Annotated in this window: 18 protein-coding genes and 1 pseudogene; 9 read left to right on the top strand and 10 right to left on the bottom strand. The window is 72.6% G+C overall.

Annotated elements, in window-relative coordinates:
* The first annotated feature begins 312 nt into the window (after nucleotides 1-312).
* A complete protein-coding gene (locus AB0924_RS19460) occupies nucleotides 313-1,203 on the top strand; it encodes a glycoside hydrolase family 19 protein (protein ID WP_366912018.1) in 891 nt (296 codons plus the stop codon).
* Between the two features lie 199 nt (nucleotides 1,204-1,402).
* Here AB0924_RS19460 and AB0924_RS19455 read toward each other — a convergent pair whose 3' ends face one another.
* From AB0924_RS19455 to AB0924_RS19445, 3 genes are all read right to left on the bottom strand, one after another.
* Entirely contained in the window at nucleotides 1,403-2,095 is a 693-nt protein-coding gene (locus AB0924_RS19455) for a TetR/AcrR family transcriptional regulator (RefSeq protein WP_358929272.1), read from the bottom strand.
* A 274-nt stretch (nucleotides 2,096-2,369) separates the two neighbouring features.
* Complete coding sequence (locus tag AB0924_RS19450; RefSeq protein WP_358929270.1) at nucleotides 2,370-2,987, bottom strand: HAD family phosphatase; 618 nt, start codon at nucleotides 2,985-2,987, stop codon at nucleotides 2,370-2,372.
* 99 nt (nucleotides 2,988-3,086) lie between these two features.
* Nucleotides 3,087-4,286 carry an acetyl-CoA C-acyltransferase gene (locus tag AB0924_RS19445; RefSeq protein ID WP_358929268.1) on the bottom strand — a complete coding sequence of 400 codons (1,200 nt, stop codon included), beginning with the start codon at nucleotides 4,284-4,286 and terminating at the stop codon, nucleotides 3,087-3,089.
* Between the two features lie 308 nt (nucleotides 4,287-4,594).
* Here AB0924_RS19445 and AB0924_RS19440 point away from each other — a divergent pair, with 308 nt between their 5' ends.
* The 3 genes from AB0924_RS19440 (at nucleotide 4,595) to AB0924_RS19430 (ending at nucleotide 7,998) form a co-directional block, all read left to right on the top strand.
* A complete protein-coding gene (locus AB0924_RS19440) occupies nucleotides 4,595-5,428 on the top strand; it encodes an alpha/beta hydrolase (protein ID WP_358929266.1) in 834 nt (277 codons plus the stop codon).
* Nucleotides 5,429-5,479: 51 nt separating this feature from the next.
* Nucleotides 5,480-6,301 (top strand): hypothetical protein, encoded by an 822-nt coding sequence (locus AB0924_RS19435; RefSeq protein ID WP_366912017.1) that lies wholly within the window; start codon nucleotides 5,480-5,482, stop codon nucleotides 6,299-6,301.
* Nucleotides 6,302-6,618: 317 nt separating this feature from the next.
* Nucleotides 6,619-7,998 carry an MFS transporter gene (locus tag AB0924_RS19430; RefSeq protein WP_366912016.1) on the top strand — a complete coding sequence of 460 codons (1,380 nt, stop codon included), beginning with the start codon at nucleotides 6,619-6,621 and terminating at the stop codon, nucleotides 7,996-7,998.
* A 53-nt stretch (nucleotides 7,999-8,051) separates the two neighbouring features.
* Here AB0924_RS19430 and AB0924_RS19425 read toward each other — a convergent pair whose 3' ends face one another.
* The 4 genes from AB0924_RS19425 to lnt form a co-directional block, all read right to left on the bottom strand.
* Nucleotides 8,052-10,004 carry a helix-turn-helix domain-containing protein gene (locus tag AB0924_RS19425; RefSeq protein ID WP_358929260.1) on the bottom strand — a complete coding sequence of 651 codons (1,953 nt, stop codon included), beginning with the start codon at nucleotides 10,002-10,004 and terminating at the stop codon, nucleotides 8,052-8,054.
* Nucleotides 10,005-10,080: 76 nt separating this feature from the next.
* Nucleotides 10,081-10,902: a 3-hydroxybutyrate dehydrogenase gene (locus AB0924_RS19420; protein WP_366912015.1), complete on the bottom strand. Its 822-nt coding sequence runs from the start codon at nucleotides 10,900-10,902 to the stop codon at nucleotides 10,081-10,083.
* Nucleotides 10,903-10,957: 55 nt separating this feature from the next.
* Entirely contained in the window at nucleotides 10,958-11,437 is a 480-nt protein-coding gene (locus AB0924_RS19415; protein WP_358929256.1) for an NUDIX domain-containing protein, read from the bottom strand.
* 66 nt (nucleotides 11,438-11,503) lie between these two features.
* Complete coding sequence (lnt, locus tag AB0924_RS19410; RefSeq protein ID WP_366912014.1) at nucleotides 11,504-13,114, bottom strand: apolipoprotein N-acyltransferase; 1,611 nt, start codon at nucleotides 13,112-13,114, stop codon at nucleotides 11,504-11,506.
* Between the two features lie 306 nt (nucleotides 13,115-13,420).
* On the opposite strand from lnt, the gene AB0924_RS19405 reads away from it, so the two are divergent.
* Nucleotides 13,421-14,386 carry an O-antigen polymerase gene (locus AB0924_RS19405; protein WP_366912013.1) on the top strand — a complete coding sequence of 322 codons (966 nt, stop codon included), beginning with the start codon at nucleotides 13,421-13,423 and terminating at the stop codon, nucleotides 14,384-14,386.
* Nucleotides 14,387-14,416: 30 nt separating this feature from the next.
* On the opposite strand, the gene AB0924_RS19400 is transcribed toward AB0924_RS19405, so the two are convergent.
* Nucleotides 14,417-14,962 (bottom strand): hypothetical protein, encoded by a 546-nt coding sequence (locus AB0924_RS19400; protein WP_358929250.1) that lies wholly within the window; start codon nucleotides 14,960-14,962, stop codon nucleotides 14,417-14,419.
* A gap of 93 nt (nucleotides 14,963-15,055) precedes the next feature.
* Nucleotides 15,056-15,850 (bottom strand): aspartate/glutamate racemase family protein, encoded by a 795-nt coding sequence (locus AB0924_RS19395; protein ID WP_358929248.1) that lies wholly within the window; start codon nucleotides 15,848-15,850, stop codon nucleotides 15,056-15,058.
* Between the two features lie 57 nt (nucleotides 15,851-15,907).
* On the opposite strand from AB0924_RS19395, the gene AB0924_RS19390 reads away from it, so the two are divergent.
* On the top strand, nucleotides 15,908-17,083 hold the full coding sequence (locus AB0924_RS19390; protein WP_366912011.1) for a glycosyltransferase: 1,176 nt from the start codon (nucleotides 15,908-15,910) through the stop codon (nucleotides 17,081-17,083).
* Nucleotides 17,084-17,089: 6 nt separating this feature from the next.
* Here AB0924_RS19390 and AB0924_RS19385 read toward each other — a convergent pair whose 3' ends face one another.
* The gene (locus AB0924_RS19385) at nucleotides 17,090-18,385 is read right to left on the bottom strand and encodes a TerD family protein (RefSeq protein ID WP_366912082.1); all 1,296 of its coding nucleotides are present in this window, start codon (nucleotides 18,383-18,385) and stop codon (nucleotides 17,090-17,092) included.
* 300 nt (nucleotides 18,386-18,685) lie between these two features.
* Here AB0924_RS19385 and AB0924_RS19380 point away from each other — a divergent pair, with 300 nt between their 5' ends.
* From AB0924_RS19380 to AB0924_RS19370, 3 genes and pseudogenes are all read left to right on the top strand, one after another.
* Complete coding sequence (locus AB0924_RS19380) at nucleotides 18,686-19,123, top strand: DUF6643 family protein (RefSeq protein WP_358929242.1); 438 nt, start codon at nucleotides 18,686-18,688, stop codon at nucleotides 19,121-19,123.
* Nucleotides 19,124-19,165: 42 nt separating this feature from the next.
* Entirely contained in the window at nucleotides 19,166-19,990 is an 825-nt protein-coding gene (locus tag AB0924_RS19375) for an MOSC N-terminal beta barrel domain-containing protein (RefSeq protein WP_366912010.1), read from the top strand.
* Between the two features lie 154 nt (nucleotides 19,991-20,144).
* Nucleotides 20,145-20,329 (top strand): annotated as a pseudogene (locus AB0924_RS19370) (hypothetical protein); the annotation flags it as partial.

Genomic DNA, 20,329 nt, shown 5'->3' with positions numbered 1-20,329 from the left:
GCCCAGGGCGGGGTGGCCGGGCGGAGCAGAGTCCCCCAACCGCACCGCCGCAGCCGGTCGTCACGCGTGTGGATCGGCGTCCTCCCGGGTTCCGCGGGATGCGCCCGCAGGAACACGCACAGCCCTCCGGGCGGAGGGAGTCGACTGGTCTACACCCTTGACTGGTACAGACCAAAGCGGTTGTATGTGCCTCCCTACCCCCCACCACGGCCGCGCCCACGCCGTGGCCGGTCCCACCGGCACGTGCTACGAGGTCCCGCTTCGCGCTGCCCTTGTCCGGGTGCGGCCGTGCTCCGCAGAGGAGTTGATCCTGTGTCGAAACGCCGCCTCTCCGCCGTGGTCGCCGCACTCGCCCTGGGAATCGCCGTGCCTGTCCTGCTGCCGGCCACGGACGCGTCCGCCGCCGGGTGTTCGAGCTACCCGAGCTGGGTTGCTGGAAGGCCGTACACGACCGGCGACATCGTGCGGTACACCGACGGCAAGGCTTACATCGCAGAACACGACAACCCGGGCTACGACCCGATCATCAGCACCTGGTACTGGGAGCCGTACGCCTGCGACAGCGGCCCCCAGGTCCCCGTCGGCACCTTCGTGGTGAGCGAGGCCCAGTTCAACCAGATGTTCCCGAACCGGAATCCCTTCTACACGTACAGCGGCCTCACCGCCGCTCTCGGCGCCTACCCCGCTTTCGCGAACAGCGGCAGCGACACGGTCAGGAAGCAGGAGGCCGCGGCCTTCCTCGCCAACGTCAGCCACGAGACCGGTGGTCTGCAGTACGTGGTCGAGCAGAACACCGCCAACTACCCGCACTACTGCGACTGGAGCCAGCCGTACGGATGTCCGGCCGGCCAGGCGGCCTACTACGGGCGCGGCCCCATCCAGCTCAGCTGGAACTTCAACTACAAAGCCGCGGGCGACGCGCTCGGTATCGACCTCCTCAACAACCCGTGGCTGGTGCAGAATGACGCGGCTGTGGCCTGGAAGACGGCACTCTGGTACTGGAACACCCAGTCCGGACCCGGCACCATGACGCCCCACAACGCCATGGTCAACAGCGTCGGCTTCGGCCAGACGATCCGCAGTATCAACGGCTCCCTCGAGTGCGACGGCAAGAATCCGGCGCAGGTCCAGAGCCGCGTGGACGCCTATCAGCGGTTCGCGCAGATCCTCGGGACGCCACCCGGCGGCAATCTCTACTGCTGAGCGCCATACCCGACTTCGTGAAGCGATGTGCAGCTCGCGCGGGCGCACGCCGAGCCGCCGGCCTCAGGGGTACGAGCGGCTCGGCGGACGGATCGTCACCGAACTCGGTTCCGTGCGAACGGCCATGCTCCGGACGCGAGGGTCACGTCGGCGGAGGAGACGAGAGGCAGAGGAGATACCCGGCCAGCAGACAGGCCGATCAGCGGTGGCCGGGGAACCGAAGGGCGTTCGCCCAGAGCCGGGTGACCGCGGACACGAGTTCCTCGAAGTGGACCGGCGCGCCTTCTTCTTGTCCTTCACAGAGTACGAAGGCGTTGTAGGCCATGACGCTGACCATGCCCGAAAGCGCGCGGGAGGCCATCATCGGATCGATCTCACCGTCGGCGACACCCCGCGCCTGCAGGTCGGCGATGCCGCGGGCGTTGCGGCGGATGAACGCGTCCCCGCGCCGCCTTCGGAACTCACGGAACTCGGGCTCCACCTGGGCGACCTGCTCAAGAAGTGCCATCATCTTCGCGTTCCGTCTGTACGCCTCGAGATACGCGCGATTGCTCGCCTCGAGCACCGCGTAGGGATCGTCGGTACCCTCCACCCGGCCCATGCCGGGGTGCATCATGTCCTCCTGTGCCTCCAGGAGGACGGCTGCCAGCACCTCTTCCTTGTTGGCGAAGTAGGTGTAGAAGGAGCCCGCCGCGCAACGAGCCTCTTTGGTGATGTCGGTCAGGCGGGTGTCGAGGTAGCCGTCTCGCTCGAACACCTTCCGCGCGGCCTTTACCAGAGCAGCCCGTGTCCGTGCTCCGCGCTGCGTCGTCGGCGGCTCACGAAGGTGCGAGACAGGCGCCATGGGCGGTGCCGGCTCGCCGTCGATCTCCTCGGGCGTGGGGGTGTCCATCCTCGGAACCCTACTTGAATCCGACACCATGGTCATAAGCCCCCGGAGCCCCGTCGCTGCGGCGGACGGGGGACGTTCATGGCCGGCGGGCGGCGCCATCGCGGGCGCGGTGCGCGAGCCGGGACCGTACGGTCGATGGACCGCTTGAGGACCGTACGCTCGGTCTCGCCTTCGCATTTCGGTTGGTTCGACCCGGCCTCGACGCCAAGCCCTCGGACGGCGTGGTCAAGGACGCCGTGGGGGCCGATCTCACCGCGTCCGACAGGCCGGTCCGTCAGGCGGTGATCCCGTAACGTTCGGCGAGTTGGCGCCGGGTGTCGGCGGCACTGGTGTGCAGCACGCCTCCGATTCCGATGCGCGCCGCTCCGTCGAGGTTCTGCTGCAGATCGTCGATCATGACGGCCTCCTCCGGGTCGACGCCGAGGCGTTCACAGGCGATCGCGTAGATCCGCCGGGACGGCTTGCGGATTCCCACCTCGGCGGAGATGACGACCACGTCGGCGACAGCGGCGAGGTCCACGCCGTCGTAGGTTCCGGTACCGAACGAGTTGGACACCAGTGCAACAGGACGGCCGGCGGCACGGAACTCACCGAGCAGCGCGAGCATGTCCTGGTCGATCGACATTCCCGCTTGCATCCGGGCCGTGAGACCCTCGGCCGGTACGCGGGCGCCGTGGGCGCGAAGACGCTCGGCGAATCCACGCTCGAAGGCTTCGGCGTCGATACGACCGCATTCGTGGTCGGCCAGGAGAGCCCGTGAGCGCTGGTCCCGGCCCAGGAGATGCAGCGGCAGGCGTGGATCGCCGCCGAGCGAGGCGCCGAAGTCGGTGAAAGCCCGAAGCACACTGGAGGTGATGACACCGCCGAAGTCCACCAGGACCGCGGTTCGCATCCTCTCCACCACGTCCGACATGCTGTCCAGCCTCTCTCCTCGGTTCGCTGCCGCCCCCGAGCGGACGGCAGCCGTGTCTCGCCCGCAGGGATGCGGATCTCAGGCGACTTCGAACAGTCCGGCCGCGCCCATTCCGCCGCCGACGCACATCGAGATCACCACATACCGGGCACCGCGGCGCTTGCCCTCGACAAGGGCATGCCCCACCAGGCGGGCACCGGTCATTCCGTAGGGATGGCCGACCGAGATCGCACCGCCGTTGACGTTGAACCGCTCCGGGTCGATGTGCAGTTCGTCGCGGCAGTACAGCGCCTGGGAAGCGAACGCCTCGTTGAGCTCCCACAGGCCGATGTCGTCGACGCCGAGGTTGTGCTGCTTCAGCAGCTTCGGAATGGCGAACACCGGGCCGATGCCCATCTCGTCCGGACCGCAACCGGCGACGGTCATACCCCGGTAGACGCCCAGCGGTTCCAGACCGCGGCGCTCGGCCTCCATCGCCTCCATCAACACCGATGCCGAGGCTCCGTCCGACAGTTGCGAGGAATTGCCGGCCGTCACGCTGGAGTGCGCGCTCACCTGACCGTCGGGCAGGACCGGAACCAAGCCGGCCAGGCCTTCGAGCGTCGTCGAGGCGCGGTTGCCCTCGTCCCGGGTCAGGGTGACCTCCTCGTCCCGCACCTCCCCGGACTGCTTGTCGAGGACCTTCTTGACGCTGGTGAGCGCGACGATCTCCTGGTCGAACCGGCCGGCCTCCTGCGCCGCGGCGGTGCGCCGCTGTGACAGCAGGGCGAACTCGTCCTGGCGCTCCCGGCTCACGCCGTAGCGTTCGGCGACGATCTCCGCCGTCTGCAGCATCGGCATGTAGATGCTCGGCTTGTGTCCGACCAGCCAGGGATCCGCCGCGCGGTGGGTGTTCATGTGGTCGTTCTGCACCAGGGAAATCGACTCGACACCGCCGCCGACGGCGACCTGCATACCGTCCGCGACGATCTGCTTGGCGGCCGTCGCGATGGCCATCAGGCCCGAGGAGCACTGCCGGTCGATCGTCATCCCCGACACGCCGTCCGGAAGCCCGGCCCGAAGAGCGGCCTGGCGCGCGACGTTGAAACCGGCGGACCCCTGCTGGACCGCGCAACCGAAGATCACGTCCTCGACCTCGCCTCCCTCCAGCCCCGCGCGCCGCACCGCGTGCCCAAGGGCATGGGCGGCGAGTTCCTGCGCCTGCGTGTCATTGAACGCGCCGCGGTAAGCCTTGCCGATCGGCGTCCGCGCCGTCGAGACGATGACTGCTTCCCTCATGTGGCCTCACTGCTTCCTGTGGGTCCCGCGGGTCCGGGAGATCGGGGGCGTCGTCCGGGCTCCGTGAGCCGGGCTCGCTGCCGGCGAGCCGGCCGAACGCCAACGGGGGCGCCGTGAGCGGTCGTCGACCGTCTCCCTCGTCGAGCGATGAGGTGAGCCATGACCGCGGTAGGTGACGGAGCCGGTCGCCCCACCGGTTGTATCTGAATTCGGCGTCATGTTCAATCAGGGTTTCCCGGCGCTCGCGGCCTTGACAGCCCGCCTCCGCGGCTGAAGGCTACCGACCAGTCGGTATGAAGAGGTGGGTCGTGACCGATGTGAGCATCCTCACCGGTGCGGGCGTGTTCGACGCGACCGTGGCGGGTCCGCCCGAGGGCCGCCCGGTGCTGCTTCTGCACGGCTTCCCGCAGACGCGGCTGGCGTGGCGGCGGCAGATCGCGGCACTGGCCGCGCACGGCTACCGGGTGGCGGCGCCCGACCAGCGTGGATACTCCCGGGGCGCCCGCCCGCAGCGGCCCGAGGACTATCGCGTCGATCGCCTCGTCGACGACGTGGTCGCGATCACCGAGAAACTGGGCTGGGCGGCGTTCGACCTGGTCGGGCACGACTGGGGAGGAGCGGTGGCCTGGTGGACCGCTCACGCCCACCCCGGCCGCGTGCGCACCCTGACCGTTGTCTCGACCCCTCACCCCGGCGCTCTGGCCACCGCGCTGCGCACCGACCGGGATCAGCGCGAACGCTCGCACTACATGATCGACTGGCGCGAAACACCCGCGACCGAGGAGCGCATGCTCGCCCACGACGCCCAAGTGCTTCGCGCCGTCTACGCCGGAAAGGTCCCGCGGGACAGTACCGAGGCCTACGTACGGCACCTGTCCCGGCCGGGCGCTCTCACCGCGGCGCTGAACTGGTACCGGGCCGGCCGCCCCGACGGCGCGATCGGCGTGATCGACGTGCCCACGCTGTATGTCTGGAGCACGGACGACAGCGCGTTCGGCCCGGTGGCCGCGCAGGAGACCGGGCAGTGGGTCAGGGGGCCGTACCGGTTCGAGACCCTTCAGGGCGTCAGCCACTGGGTCCCCGAGGAGGCGCCCGAGACGCTGAGCGGCCTGCTGCTCGAACACCTGCGAACGCACCGTTAGCAGAAACCGCGGCGCATGCCCCGTGCGTCGACTCTCCGAAGAGGTGACCTCATGAAGACAGCGCGTGCGGCCTGGCGTCGCCTGGAGCCCGTACACGGCATGATCTACTTCATTCCCGAGGCAAGGCGAAGGTACGCGGAGCTCGGACTCAGCGGACGCGCCGGGTACTTCGCCTCCCGCAGCGCCGCCTTCGGCCGAGCATCCGCCGAGCTGGTCATCTCGACCTTCTACAACTTCAACCCCGATTTCGTACGCCAGGCGGTAGCGGGGGCCTGGGACGCGACGGAGCCACAGCAGGTGCTGGACGCACGGTACGCCGCGGCGGGCGAAGGCCTGCGGCGGGCGGGAATCCACGAGCTGCCCCACTTGGAGGAGGTCCTGACGCTGACCCGCCGGGCGGCCGAGGCGGCCTGCGAACACACGCAGGGCCGCCCGCTGTTCGCCGCGCATGCCGCGCTGCCCTGGCCACAGGAACCGGTGCTGCAGCTGTGGCACGCCCAGACGGTGCTCCGGGAGTTCCGTGGAGACGGCCATGTCGCGTGCCTGCTGAGCGAGGGCGTCGGAGGCCTGGAGGCACTGATTCTGCACGCCGCCACCGGTGAGGTTCCCGTCGACTTCCTCCGGGCGAGCCGCGCCTGGCCCGAGGACGAGTGGGCCGCCACCCGGGAGCGCCTGCGCGAGCGAGGTCTTCTCGACGGCGACTCCCTCAGCGCGCAAGGCGCACTCCTGCGCGGGCACATCGAGGACCGCACGGACCGTCTGGCCCTTCCCGCCTACGCCGCCCTGAGTGAAGCCGAGTGCGAGCGTCTCGCCGAACTGGCCCGCCCGTTCGGCCACGCCGTCGTCGAGGCCGGCCTTCTCAAGATCGGCTGACCGACGCCCCACGCCCTGGGAACGAGCGGCGGAGCCGGCCTCTGGGCACGCACCCGTCGGGGGAAGCACTGCTGACCAAGGACTACCAGCCGAGCGGTCCGTGGACCTTGCCGGCGAGGCCGACCGCGGCGACGGGAACCACCCCGAATCGCGCGCCCCGGACGGCACTCGCTTCGCCCTTCCGTGAGCTGGCATGGTGGCCACACGCATAGCCAAGCCTCGAACTGTGTTGCCCCACCACATGTGCGCCTGACGTGCGTCTTCCTACCGTGTGCCGACACGTACCCGTCCCCACCGCACACGAGGAAGTGGCGCACATGGCATCCCGAGCAGCATCCGCTCCCCCACCCCCCGCCAGCCTCCCCCGTATCGTCGCCGCCAGCCTCATCGGTACCACCATCGAGTGGTACGACTTCTTCCTTTACGGTTCCGCCGCCGCGCTGGTGTTCAACAAGCTCTTCTTCCCGGACTCCGACCCGCTCGTCGGAACGCTGCTGTCCTTCCTGACGTACGCCGTCGGGTTCGCGGCCCGCCCGCTGGGGGCCCTGGTGTTCGGTCACTACGGTGACCGGCTGGGGCGCAAGAAGCTGCTGGTGCTGAGCCTGCTGATGATGGGCGGGGCTACCTTCGCCATCGGTCTGCTGCCCACCCACGCCACCGTCGGCTCCGCCGCGCCGGTGCTGCTGACCACGCTGCGCCTGGTGCAGGGTTTCGCGCTCGGCGGTGAGTGGGGCGGTGCCGTCCTGCTGGTCTCCGAGCACGGGGACGCGCGGCGGCGCGGGTTCTGGGCCTCGTGGCCGCAGACGGGGGCGCCGGCCGGGCAGTTGCTGGCGACCGGTGTGCTGTCGCTGCTCACCGCCGTGCTCTCGGACAACGCCTTCGGCACCTGGGGATGGCGGATACCGTTCCTGCTCTCCGGTGCGCTGGTGATGGTCGGTCTGTGGATCCGCCTCTCCGTGGACGAGTCCCCCGTCTTCAAGGAGGCGCTGCAGCGGGCCGAGGCCCGGCGCGCCGAGAAGCCGGAGAAGCTGCCGCTCGTCTCCGTACTGCGCCACCACTGGAAGGACGTGCTCGTCGCCATGGGTGCCCGCATGGCGGAGAACATCAGCTACTACGTCATCACCGCGTTCATCCTCGTCTACGCCACCACGTCCGCCGGCGTCTCGAAGCAGACCGCGCTGAACGCCGTACTCATCGCCTCCGCCGTGCACTTCGCCGTGATCCCGGCCTGGGGCGCGCTCTCCGACCGGGTCGGACGGCGGCCCGTGTACCTGCTGGGCGCGGCCGGCGTCGGGCTGTGGATGTTCCCGTTCTTCTCGCTCATCGACACCGGCTCCTTCGGGTACCTGCTGCTGGCGGTCACCGTCGGGCTGGTGCTGCACGGGGCCATGTACGCGCCCCAGGCGGCCTTCTTCGCCGAGATGTTCGCGACCCGGATGCGGTACTCCGGCGCGTCCATCGGTGCCCAGTTCGCCTCCGTGGCCGCCGGTGCGCCCGCACCGCTGATCGCCACGGCGCTGCTGGCCGACTACGACAGCTCCACTCCGATCGCCCTGTACGTGATCGCGGCGGCCGTGCTCACCCTGATCGCCGTGGGTGTGGCCAAGGAGACCCGGCACCGGGACCTCGCCGAGGTGGAGGCCCGCGACGGCGGCACCGCCGAGACGAACCCGGCGGCCACGGCGGGCACCGTCTGACCAGGCCGTACGGCTCGCTCACCACACTGACCGGCTCCCCTCGCGGGGGCCGGTCAGTGCCGTTCCGGGGTCGCCAGCCGGTGCAGTCGCAGGGCGAGCTGGATCTCCAGGGCGCGGGCCGGTGTCTGCCAGTCCTCGCCCAGCAGCCGGCCCACCCGCTCCAGCCGCTGGGCGACCGTGTTCACGTGCACGTGGAGGGCGTCCTTGGTGCGGGCCGGGCTCATTCCGCAGGCGAAGTAGGCGTCCAGGGTGTGCAGCAGCTCCGTGCCGCGGCGCTCGTCGTAGTCGACGACGGGGCCGACGGTGCGGCCGACGAAGCCGCCCACGTCCCGGTCGCCGGCCAGGAGCAGGCCGAGGAAGCCGAAGTCCTCGGCCGCCGCGCCGTCGCCGCCCCGGCCCAGCAGGCGCAGCGCGTCAAGGCAGCGGCTCCCCTCGGCGTAGGCGGCGGCCACGGTGTCGTGGTGCACGGTGAGATCGGTGACCGGGGCGGAGGCGCCGACGGTGACGGGCTGGTGGACCGCCGTGCCGAGGTGGCGGGCGGTCCGGCGCGCCAGCTCCGTGGCGCTGTCGCCGGCGGCGAGCGGGAGCAGCAGGACCGTGCCGCCGTCCCGGGCGGCGGCCAGGCCGTGCCGGGTGGCGGCGAGGTGGGAGGCGGCGGACCACAGGCGCCGCCGGGCGGCGGCCTCCTCGTCCGCGTCGGCGGCCGGCCCGTCGAGCCGGGCGGCGAGGACGACATGGGTGGCGTCCAGGTCGGCGTGCAGCCGGGCGGCGCGTTCGCGCAGCAGGCGCGGATCGCGGTCGCGGGCGTCCAGGAGGTCGTCCAGCAGTTCGCCCCGCACCCGGTGTTCGGCCTCGGCGGCGGAGCGGCGGGCCAGCAGGAGCAGCGAGGTGACCATCGCCGCGCGTTCCAGGGTGCGCTGGTCGACCGGGTCGAGGTCCGGGTGGCCGCGCAGCACGAGCGCGCCGAGGAGTTCGCCACCCGCGGCGACCGCGGCGATCCAGTCGCCCTGGTGCCGTACCGCGTGCCCCTCGGTCCTCGACGCCTTCAGGGCACCGGCCGGAGCCGTGCCTGCCTCGGTGAACTCGACCGTGCCGTCGATGACCTGGGAGACGGCCGCGGCCACGTCGTGGACCCCGCCGCCGCGCAGCACCAGTTCGGCGAGCCGGTCGTGCACCTCGGAGGCACGCTCGATGACCGCGCTGCGGTCCCGGATGATCTCGTTGGCCCGCTCCAGACCGGCCAGCGCCGAGCGGGTCTCGGTGAGCAGGTTGGCGGTGTCGATGGCGGCCGCGGCGAGCGCGGCGAAGGAGCCGAGCAGGGCGATCTGCCCGCGTTCGAAGACGCGGGCGCGCCGGTCGGCGGCGAAGAGGACGCCGATGACGTTGGGGCCGAGCATCAGTGGTACGCCGAGGATGGCGATCAGGCCCTCGTCCTCGACACCGGCGTCGATTGCGCGGGTGTGCTGGAAGCGGGCGTCCTTGAAGTAGTCGTCGGTGACGTACGGCCGCGCGGTCTGGGCGACCAGTCCGCCGAGTCCCTCGCCCATGCCGAGGCGCAGTTGCTGGAAGCGGGCGGCCACGGAGCCCTCGGTCACGCGCATGTAGGTGTCGCCGCGTGCCGGGTCGTTGAGGCTGAGGTAGGCCACGTCCGTGCCCAGCAGGGAGCGGGCGCGCTGCACGATGGCCTGCAGGACGGCGTCCAGGTCCCGGAGGCCGGCCAGGTCGTGGGCGGTCTCGAACAACGCCGACAGCTCGGCCTCGCGGCGGCGGCGCCCCTCCAGTTCGGAGCGGACCCGCAGGGCGAGCAGCTTGGCCCGTTCCAGCGCGGCGACCCGGTCGGCCGGCTGTCCCCCGGCGCGGGCGAGCAGCACCGGCTGCTCGTAGGCCTCCACCGGGGCGTCGCGGGCCAGCAGCTCGAGGTACGGGGCGCCCGCGCCGTCGTCGGGCGCCCCCGTGGCGCCCTCGGAGGCGGGGGGTCCGGCCGGCTGGACGTGATCGCGAGACATGGTCACAGGATTCCGCATCGGCGGCCCGGCCTGCCGGGCCTGTGGAAAACTCCCGGGCCCGGCGGCGCCGGCCCGCTCAGTGGGCCGTCCACCCGCCGTCGAGGACGAGGGAGGTGCCGGTGACGAAGGAGGCCTGGGGGCCGCACAGGTAGGCCACGGCGTCGGCCACCTCCTCGGGTTCGATGAGCCGCTGGACGGCGCTGTCCTTCAGCAGGATCTCGGACAGGACGCGTTCCTCGGGGATGCCGTGGGCCTGCGCCTGGTCGGCGATCTGCTTCTCGACCAGGGGGGTGCGCACATAGGCGGGGTTCACGCAGTTGGAGGTCACCCCGTGCGGGGCGCCTTCCAGCGCGGCCGTCTTGGACAGGCCTTCGAGGCCGTGCTTGGCCGCCACGTAGGCGGACTTGAAGGCCGAGGCGCGCAGTCCGTGCACGGAGGAGACGTTGACGATCCGCCCCCACCCTTGCGCGTACATGTGCGGCAGGGCGCCCCGGATGAGCCGGAACGGTGCCTCCAGCATCACGGTCAGCACGGTGTGGAAGACCTCGGGCGGGAACTGCTCCAGAGGACGGACCAGTTGCAGTCCGGCGTTGTTGACCAGGACGTCGGTGCCGGCGGCGACGCGCTCGGCGGCGTCGAGGTCGGTGAGGTCCAGGGCGTGGGGTACGACCGTGCCCGAGAGGTCACCGGCCCGCTGGGCGAGTTCCGCCAGCTCGGCGAGGCCCGCCGCGTCCCGGTCGACCGCTCTCACCTCGGCGCCGGCGGCGGCGAGCCGCAGCGCGCAGGCGCGCCCGATGCCGCTGGCGGCGCCGGTGACGAGGGCGGTGCGGCCGCCCAGGTCGAGGGAGTGGTGCGGGGCGGGGGGCTGGGCGGCCGGTGGCGGGCTGGACGTGGTCATGAGCCGACGATAGGCGGGGGCCCACCCGTCACCACATGTGGTCACCACCCACACTTCAGCCGATAGTCATAGGGTCGAACCATGTGGGTGCCTCGGACATCGCCTGCTTGATCCGGAAGAGCCCGAACTCGTTCAGGTCCGGCAGCGCGTCCACCGTGAACCAACCCACCTCCAGCGACTCGTCGTCGTTGACCCGGGCCTCGCCGCCCACGGCACGGCAGCGGAAGGTGATGTCCATGTACTGGCAGACGTCCCCGTTGGTGTAGGTGACCGGCTCCAGGGCCTGGACGAGGACGACCCGCTCCGGGACGCATGTCACCGCCGTCTCCTCGAACACCTCCCGCACCGCGCAGGCCGCGGGCTGCTCGCCCGGGTCCGGGATGCCCCCGATCACCGACCACTTGCGGGTGTCGGACCGCCGGCCCAGCAGCACTCTGCCGTCGTCGTCGAAGACGATCGCGGTGACCCCGGGGAGCCACAGCAGCTGCTGACCGGCGCTGGCCCGGAGGGTACGGATGAAGTCAGGAGTAGCCATGGACCGACCCTAACGGGCCGGTCCACGGCTCCCCCGCATGTCAGGCGGCGTACGGACGTCGTACGGCTACGCGCCACCGGCGCGCCGGGCGCGCACGCCGGAGCCGATCGCCCAGCCGAGTCCGCCCGCGGCGACCAGCACCAGGGCGATCTCCGGCAGGATGCCGAGCCGGGTCGCGGGCGTCTCGGAAGTGCGCAGCGGCACCTTCTGCACCAGGTACGCGGGCACGAACATGCCGGTCTTCTGGGTGATCCTGCCGTCCGGCATGATGATGGCGCTGACGCCGCTGGTGACCGGCACGGTCACGGTCCGGCTGTGCTCGACGGCACGGACCCGGGACATGGCGAGCTGCTGGTAGGTCATCTCGCTGCGGTCGAAGGTGGCGTTGTTGCTCGGCACCGAGATCATCTCCGCGCCGTGTGTGACGGTGTCCCGGACCGCCCAGTCGAAGGCGGCCTCGTAGCAGGTGGCGAGGCCGACCCTGGCGCCGCCGAAGTCGAAGACGCCCGGCTCGCTGCCCCGGCTGAAGTCCTGGCGGACCATGCCGGTCCAGTCCTTGTTGATCGCGCCGACCAGGCCGCGCAGCGGAAGGTACTCGCCGAACGGCTGAACCTGCCGCTTGTCGTAGGTCTGGGTCGGCCCCTTGACCGGGTCCCACAGGATCTGCTCGTTGAGCAGCCTGCCGTCCTTCTCCACGACACCGCCGACCGAGATCGGCACCCCGACGGCCCTGGCCGCCTCGTTGATGACGGCGGCCGCGTCCGGGTTGGTGAAGGGGTCGATGTCGGAGGAGTTCTCCGGCCACAGCACGTAGTCGGGCTTCGCCGCCTTGCCCGCCTTGATGTCGGCGGCGAGCGCGAGGGTCTCGCGCGCGTGGTGGTCGAGCACGGCCCGGCGCTGGGCGCTGAACTCCAGACCGGAGCGGGGGACGTTGCCCTGGATGACCGCGATGGTCGCGGTGCCGTCCTGCGCCTTGTCGCTCACCAGCGGCCGGGCGGCGACCGCTCCGGCCACCGGGACGGCGACGCTCAGCAGGGCGGCGGCCGCCGCCCCGCACCGCAGCGTCCGGGTGCGGCGCCGTTCGGCGACCAGACGCCCCGCCTCGTACAGGCCGAAACCGCACAGGACGACGGCGAAGCCGAGCACCGGGGTGCCGCCCACCGCGGCGAGCGGCAGGAAGACGCCGTCCGCCTGACCGAAGGCGATCTTGCCCCAGGGGAAGCCGCGGAAGGGCACGCGCGCGCGCACCGCCTCGCCGGCGATCCACAGGGCGGCCGCCCACACCGGCCAGGCCGGCAGTCTCGACACCGCCGCCACACCGACGCCGACCAGGCCCACGAAGACCGCCTCGATGGCGACGAGGGCGAGCCAGGGTCCGGGACCGACCTCCACGCCCGTCCACACCAGCAACGGCAGCAGGAAGCCGAGTCCGAAGAGGTAGCCGAGGCCGAGGGCCGCCTTCCAGCCACGGCCGCGCAGCACCCAGGCGAAGCCGGCGAAGGCGGGCAGGGCCAGCCACCACAGGGGGCGCGGCGGGAAGCTGACGTAGAGCAGCGCTCCGCACAGGGCGGAGGCGGCGGCCGGGAGCAGGCGCAGCAGCCGGCTGCCGGGCGCGGTGTGCGCGGAGGGCGGCCTGAGCTGGTCGGACTGGTCCACGGAAGTTGCGGTGACGGTCACCCGGGGAGTGTACGGCGGTCGCCCTCGATGCCGACAGCGCCGTCCAGGACGTCCCGGCCGCCTCCGGCGTCCCGTCGCCGGTCACGTGTTGCCGCGCGACTCGTCCACAAATCGGCCATCAGCCGTTAACGTGTGCCCAGCCTCAGCGGTGCGGCCGGTCCGGTGCGCGCGGCCGGGGACCGCCACAGGTCGGGGGACCTGGGTAAGAGGGGCTACGGGGTGGGGTCGACGGGAATGGGATCCGCGGCCGGCGTGGCCGGCGCCGACTGCCGGCAGGCCGGACGAAACGTTTCTGACGGGGTGGGCATGATCCTCCTCGGGGCGTGTGCCGCCTGGTCGCTGATCACGGCGGCCGCTCATGAGGGGCGGCCCGAGGGCGTGCTGCTCGCGGTGCTCGCCCTGGCCGCGGGCTATGCCGCGGGGCGGATCTCCGGGTCGCTGCTGCCGGTGGCCGCGCCGGCGGTCGGTGCGGTCGTGGGAGCGGCCCTGCCGCTGGTGATGCCCGACCTCTCCCCCGGCTCCCGGTACGCCGTCCCGCTGGGGCACGCCGGAGCCACCGCCGCGCTGCTGGCGCTGGCGGCCGGAGCGGCCTGCTGTGCCGCCTGGTCGGCGCACCGGCCGGCGACCCGGCTCGGACTGCGGCTGCTGGCCGCCGGTATCGCGCTGACCGGCGCCGCGACGGGTTCGGCCGTCGGCTGCGCGGCCGGCGCGGCCGTTCTGCTGTGCTCGCTCGCGGCGGGTGCGATGCCCCGCCGGGGCGCGGGTGTCGCCGGGCTGGCCCTCGCGGCGGCCGTACCCGCGGCGGCGGTCTGGGCGGTGGCGGCGGACGCGCTGCCCGCCGGTCTCACCGAGGCCCTGCGGGACCGGTTCACCGCGAGCCGGCTCGGGCTGTGGCGGGACGCCCTGCGGCTGGCCGGCCACGACACCCTGCTCGGTGTCGGCCCCGGCCGCTTCGGCGAGTTCGGTGCGGCCGGGCCGCCGGGAGCACCGGCCGACGGCAGACCGCACTCGGCCCCGCTCCAGCAGGCGGCCGAGCAGGGCCTGATCGGGGTGCTGCTGCTGGTCGCCGTGCACGGCTGGATACTGCACGCCCTGTGGCGCTCCCCGCGCTCCACCCCGGTGGTCCTCACCGCGGGCGCGGCACTGACCGCGCTCGCCGGGCTCGCCGCGGTCGGCGACGCGCTCAGCTTCACCACGGTCACGGCGGGCGCCGGTCTGCTGGCGGGGTGGGCGACGGCACGGGCGTGGGCCGGGGACGGCACGGAGCCGTAGCGCATCCGTACGGGCGGAGCCGGCCGTGTGTCAGCTGGTGGTGCCCGGTGTGATTGCCCGCAGCCGGGCTCTGATGACGCGGACCGCGGACTCCGCGTTGTCCACGGTGATCGTGAAGGTGTGGCCGTCCCACAGCCGGAGCACGATGCCCTCGCCGCGGCGGACGACGACCGCGGTGCCCTTCTCGGGGCGCCAGCGGTAGCCCCAGCCGCCCCAGTTGCAGGGCGTGACGAGGGCGGCGAAGTCGGCTCCGGCGACCTCGGAGAGCGGGATGCGGCGGCGCGGCACTCCGATGTGGCCGCAGCGCACCTCGAGGCAGTCCTTCTCGAGTTTCAGGTCGACGTGCACGAAGGCCAGCGTGCCGAAGAGGACCAGCAGGCCGGCCGCGATGCAGCCGACGACGGACATGGCCAGCGCGGCGACGCCGGAGGTCCAGGCGGACTCCACGGCCAGTTCGACGCCCAGCGCCATGCAGGCGGCGCCCACCAGCGCCAGCAGCCACTGGACCCGGTTGGTGGCGCGTCCGGTCCAGACATCGGGGTGCGAGGCGTCCTCGGCGTGGCGGTGCTCGCTCATGGATATGAGGTTACTCAGGTTTCGGTGCGCGGGTGGCGCGGGCGGAGGGTGACTCCTCCGGGCGGCCCGGACACCGGCCGTGGCCGCCCCGGGTCAGTACCGGTCGGCGAGCGGGCCGGCGGACGGCAGCAGCCGCCCCTCGGGATAGAGCAGCGCGGCCGCGGGCAGCGCGCCCTCGCGGCCGCTCAGCAGCACCGTCAGCGTGCCCTCGGCCGGGGCCTCGGGGGCGGCCTGCTCGCCGAGGCGGCGCAGGGCCTGGGCGGCGACCGCCCCGGCGGAGCCGTGCAGGGCGAGCGGCGTGGCGCTTCCATCGCGTACGGCGGCGCGGATGCGGTCCGCCACCAGTTCGTAGTGGGTGCAGCCCAGGACGATGGTCGTGACGTCGTCCGGGGTCAGCGCGGCCGCGGCGGCGACGGCGGTGTCGATGGCCGCCTCGTCGGCGTGCTCCACGGCCTCCGCCAGCCCCCAGCAGGGCACCTCGGTGACCCGGACGCCGCCGGCGAACTCCTGGATGAGACCGCGCTGGTAGGGGCTGCCGGTGGTGGCGGGCGTGGCCCAGATGGCGACCGGGCCGCCGCCGGCGACGGCCGGCTTGATCGCCGGGACCGTGCCGATCACCGGGATGCCGGGCTCCAGCCGGGCACGGACGGCGGGCAGCGCGTGCACGGTGGCGGTGTTGCAGCCGATGATCAGGGCGTCGGGCCGGTGGGCCGCGGCGGCGTCGGCGACGGCCAGGGCCCGTGTGGTGAGGTCCTCGGTGGTGCGCGGCCCCCAGGGCATGCCGTCGGGGTCGAGGGAGAGGACGAGATCCGCGTCGGGCCGCAGGCGCCGTACCGCGGCGGTGGCCGCCAGCAGGCCGATTCCGGAGTCCATGAGCGCGATCTTCACCCGGCCACGATAGACGATGGGCTCCGATCGGCCGGCCGGGTGGGGCAGACTGCGCCCGTGAGCACCCTCGTGTGGATCGCCGTCGTCTCCCTCGCTGCCTGGTGCTGGCTGCTGCTGTGCCAGGGCTTCTTCTGGCGCACGGACGTCCGGTTGCCACCGCGCCGCGATTCCGGTGACTGGCCGTCGGTGTGCGTCGTGGTGCCGGCCCGGGACGAGGCCGTGGTGCTGCCCGCGAGTCTGCCGTCGCTGCTCGCCCAGGACTATCCGGGGCGCGCCGGGATCGTCCTCGTGGACGACGGGAGCACGGACGGCACCGGGGAGCTGGCCCGCAAGCTGTCGCGCCGGCACGGGGGGCTGCCGCTGACGGTGGACTCCCCCGGCGAGCCGCCGGCGGGCTGGACGGGCAAGCTCTGGGCGGTGCGCCACGGCATCGCCCTCGCACGCGCGCGTGACCCGGAGTACCTGCTCCTGACGGACGCCGACATCGCGCACGCGCCGGACAGCCTGCGGGAGCTGGTGGCGGCCGCCCGCACCGGCGGCTTCGACGTGGTGTCGCAGATGGCGCGGCTGCGGGTGGAGAGCCTGTGGGAGCGGCTCGTGGTGCCGGCGTTCGTCTACTTCTTCGCGCAGCTCTACCCGTTCCGCCGGATCGGCCGGAGGGGATCGCGTACGGCGGCAGCGGCGGGCGGCTGCGTGCTGCTGCGCGCGGACATGGCGGAGCGGGCGGGCATCCCGGACGCCATCCGGCACGCCGTCATCGACGACGTCGCTCTCGCGCGCGCGGTGAAGCGCGCCGGCGGTCATGTCTGGCTGGGTCTGGCCGACCGGGTGGACAGCGTGCGGCCCTATCCGCGGCTGCACGACCTGTGGCGGATGGTCTCGCGCAGCGCCTACGCCCAGTTGCGGCACAGCCCGGCGCTGCTGCTCGGGACGGTCGCCGGGCTCGCCCTGGTGTACCTGGTGCCGCCCGCCGCCGTGCTGACGGGGGCGGCCGCCGGCAGCACGGCCACGGCGGCGGCCGGCGCGCTCGCGTGGGCGGTGATGGCGGGAACGTACCTGCCCATGCTCCGTTACTACCGGCAGCCGCCGTGGCTCGCGCCGCTGCTGCCGTTCACCGCTCTTCTCTATCTCCTCATGACGGTGGACTCGGCCGTGCAGCACTACCGGGGGCGGGGTGCGGCCTGGAAGGGCCGCACGTACGCGCGTCCAGAGGTGCGGCCCGACGAGGGCTGACCCGGCTCACTTGCGGCCGGGTGTCCAGTTCATGCCCCAGCCGTAGGCGCGGTCCACGGTCCGCTGCGGGCTCACCCCCCGGTCGGGCACCAGGTACCGCGCCTCGCGCTGGACGACGAGGTCGCCGCCCGTGTTGGTGATCAGTGCGAGCGCGCAGACCGTGGACGGGACCGTGCACTCGTCCAGGGAGAAGTCGATCGGGGCGCCGTGCTGGGGCTGGAGGGTGACCGTGGCGTGCAGGTCCGCGAAGGAGGCGGCGCCCTCGTAGATGGTGACGAAGACGAGGACGCGCCGGAAGTCCTGCTTGTGGTCGAGGTTGACGGTCAGGTTCTCGCCGTTGGCCACCGCGCCGGTGCGGTCGTCGCCGTCCAGGTGGATGTAGGGCGGACGGTTCAGCGATCCGAAGGCGTTGCCGAGGGCCTGTACGACGCCCTTGCGCCCGTCGGCGAGTTCGTACAGGGCGCACAGGTCGAGGTCGACGTCGCCCTGGCCGCCACCCCATCGGCCGCGCCGGCCCGGGAACTGCCCCCGCACCTTCCAGTTCAGGTTGACCCGCATGGCCCCGGAGGTGCCGCCTTGCTTGGCCAGCGAGACGGAGGGGGCGGCCTTGGTGAGGGTGACCTTGGAGAGTCGGACCGGCGCGGCGGCGGCCGGGGGCGGCGGCAGCGGGACCGGCGCGGTGACCGGCGGGGGCATGGTCGACGGGGGCGCGACGGGCGGGGAAGGCGGGGTCGCGGGCGACGGGGGCGGCGTGGCCGGCGAGTGCCGCGCCGTGTGCTGCCGCGGTTCGTCGACGGTGATACCGAAGTCCGTTGCCAGTCCCTCGAGTCCGCTGCTGTAGCCCTGGCCGACGGCGCGGAACTTCCAGCCGCCCTGGCGCCGGTAGAACTCGCCGAGCAGGAAGGCGGTCTCGGAGGTCGCGCCGGGGCTGTCGAAGCGGGCGACCACCGCGCCGCCGCCGTCCTCGGTCACCTCGATGTAGAGGCCGGGGACCTGCCCGAACGTCCCGCCGTCGGCCGAGGCCGCGAGGACGATCCGGTCGACCCCGCTCTCCACGCGCGCGAGATCGACGAGCAGGGTGTCGGTGACCCGCTCACCGGTGGTCCGCTTGCCCTCGTGCCGGACCGCGCCGGAGGTGTGCGCGGGCTGGTTGTAGAAGACGAAGTCCCCGTCGGTGCGGACCTTTCCGGCCGCGAGCAGCAGCGCCGAGGCGTCCGCGTCGGGCACCTGGGGCCCCGGGCGCCAGCCCAATTCGACGCGGAGGGCCGTGGTCGGCACCGGCGCATTCGATCCTTTCGACATTGTCATGTCCGCCCCCATCGCGTGTCGGTGTGCGTCCCGGCCGTTCCCGGGCACCCCGGGTGATCGCTACCCGCCCAACCTATTCCCGGCGGCGGCGACCGCACATGCGGAGCACAGGAAGATCGCCGGTCAACCGCCGGTAACCCGCCAGGAACTCGGCTTTTACACGATCCAAACCCTGATCGGCGTCCTTTTTTGCCGAGTTCGCTCGCATTGGGGATCCCACGTCACTGCCGACACGGAAAACAACCCTCTTATCGGTCTCCCCAACCAGCACATCGTGGGCTTAACTTATGTGCCATGACCTCCCCCCGCTCCACTTATGGCGGCGGCTACTACTCCGCCTCCTTCCCGGACACTCCGATCTACGACTCCCTCGTGGCCGAGCGGGGTACCCCGCAGATCGCCCCGATCCGGGTCCCCGCCGCGTACGACACGGGCAGCCACCTGCCCGCGCTGCCGTCGGCGCTGCCCGCCCTTCCGGCGGGCCCTTCGTATCAGTCCCCCGGCTACGGCTACCCACAGGCGCCGCAGCCCGCCCCGCTGCAGCAGGCGCCCACGGCGTACATCCCGCAGCAGGCGAGCGCGCCGCGCGGTTATCCCGGCCCGCAGGCGCCGCAGCAGCAGCGCCCGATGGCCGGCGGCACGGGGTACGAGGCGATGCGCCCGGCCGCCCCGCGGCCCGCGGCGGCTCCGTACCAGGATCCGTACAACAACCAGCAGTACCGCGGCTACTGACCTGCGGCCCCGGCCGCCGCTGCCACCTGGCACGATGGCCGCATGGGGAACGCACGACTGCGGTCGATCCACGTCCATCCGGTCAAGGCGTTCCGGGGCGTCTCGCCCCGGGAGGCCGTGGTGGAGCCCTGGGGGCTGGCCGGGGACCGACGCTGGACGCTGATCGACGACGGGGGAAAGGTCGTCACACAACGCGAGCAGCCGCGTCTCGCGCTTGCCGCCGCCGAGCCCATGCCCGGCGGCGGCATTCGCCTGTCGGCGCCCGGACGTGAACCGCTGGAGGTCGCGGTCCCGGAACCGGCCGCCACCGTGCCGGTGAACATCTTCGGCACGAAGGTGGCGGCGGTCCCGGCGTCCGGCTCCGCTCACGCGTGGTGTTCCGGCCATCTGGGCGCCGGCGTCCGACTGGTCCACATGGACGATCCGGCCGCCCGCCGCCCGCTGGACCCCCGGTACGCGCGGCCGGGCGAGACGGTGAGCTTTGCCGACGGCTATCCCCTGCTGGTCACCACCGTCGCCTCCCTCGACGCCCTGAACGAACTGATGGCACGGGGCGATCACGCCGCCGAGGGTCCGCTGCCGATGAACCGCTTCCGGCCGAGCGTGGTCGTCGAGGGCACCGAGCCATGGGCGGAGGACGACTGGTCCGGCCTCTCCATCGGCGAAGTGCCCTTTCGGGTCGCCAAGGCCTGCGCCCGCTGCGTGGTGACCACGACCGACCAGGACACCGCCCGGCGCGGCCGCGAGCCCCTGCACACCCTGGCCCGGCACCGCAGGACCGGCGGCCGGCTGCTGTTCGGCCAGAACCTGGTGCCGCTCGGGCCCGGCACCATCCGGGTGGGTGACCCGGTACGGGTGTCGTCGTGACTCGTGGGAACCCCGGCGCGGGGCCCGGTCGTTGGGACACCATGAGAAATGCGTGAACGGCCCGGGCCGGAAGTGAGGTCACTCGCTCCCGGCCCGGGCCCGGGGGTGTGTGGCTCCTCGGGGGACCGCCGGGGAGCGGAAGGGGGTGGGGAACGTGCGGGCCATCGCGGGCCTGTGGCGCTGGCGGCGCAATCCGCTGCGCCGGGCGACCGATCTGACCGAGGCCTGGGTGGCCCTCGTGGCACTGGTGCTGATCGCCGTGGCCGCGCCGGTGACGGGCACCCTGATAGGGGTGACGGCGCAGGACTCCCTGCAGCGCTCCGCGCGGGAGCAGCAGCA

Source organism: Streptomyces sp. NPDC047869, assembly GCF_040704065.1.
Classification (GTDB): Bacteria; Actinomycetota; Actinomycetes; order Streptomycetales; family Streptomycetaceae; genus Streptomyces.
The sequence above is the reverse complement of the archived record's forward strand: the minus strand, read 5'-3'. Positions and strand labels throughout refer to the sequence as shown.

Excerpts from the sequence above, each read along its gene's own strand:
- AB0924_RS19420 (WP_366912015.1), bottom strand. The coding sequence starts at position 10,902 with ATGACCACGTCCAGCCCGCCACCGGCCGCCCAGCCCCCCGCCCCGCAC.
- AB0924_RS19425 (WP_358929260.1), bottom strand. The coding sequence starts at position 10,004 with ATGTCTCGCGATCACGTCCAGCCGGCCGGACCCCCCGCCTCCGAGGGC.
- AB0924_RS19445 (WP_358929268.1), bottom strand. The coding sequence starts at position 4,286 with ATGAGGGAAGCAGTCATCGTCTCGACGGCGCGGACGCCGATCGGCAAG.
- AB0924_RS19450 (WP_358929270.1), bottom strand. The coding sequence starts at position 2,987 with ATGCGAACCGCGGTCCTGGTGGACTTCGGCGGTGTCATCACCTCCAGT.
- AB0924_RS19430 (WP_366912016.1), top strand. The coding sequence starts at position 6,619 with ATGGCATCCCGAGCAGCATCCGCTCCCCCACCCCCCGCCAGCCTCCCC.
- AB0924_RS19405 (WP_366912013.1), top strand. The coding sequence starts at position 13,421 with ATGATCCTCCTCGGGGCGTGTGCCGCCTGGTCGCTGATCACGGCGGCC.
- AB0924_RS19455 (WP_358929272.1), bottom strand. The coding sequence starts at position 2,095 with ATGGACACCCCCACGCCCGAGGAGATCGACGGCGAGCCGGCACCGCCC.
- AB0924_RS19415 (WP_358929256.1), bottom strand. The coding sequence starts at position 11,437 with ATGGCTACTCCTGACTTCATCCGTACCCTCCGGGCCAGCGCCGGTCAG.
- AB0924_RS19400 (WP_358929250.1), bottom strand. The coding sequence starts at position 14,962 with ATGAGCGAGCACCGCCACGCCGAGGACGCCTCGCACCCCGATGTCTGG.
- AB0924_RS19385 (WP_366912082.1), bottom strand. The coding sequence starts at position 18,385 with ATGTCGAAAGGATCGAATGCGCCGGTGCCGACCACGGCCCTCCGCGTC.
- AB0924_RS19375 (WP_366912010.1), top strand. The coding sequence starts at position 19,166 with ATGGGGAACGCACGACTGCGGTCGATCCACGTCCATCCGGTCAAGGCG.
- AB0924_RS19380 (WP_358929242.1), top strand. The coding sequence starts at position 18,686 with ATGACCTCCCCCCGCTCCACTTATGGCGGCGGCTACTACTCCGCCTCC.
- AB0924_RS19435 (WP_366912017.1), top strand. The coding sequence starts at position 5,480 with ATGAAGACAGCGCGTGCGGCCTGGCGTCGCCTGGAGCCCGTACACGGC.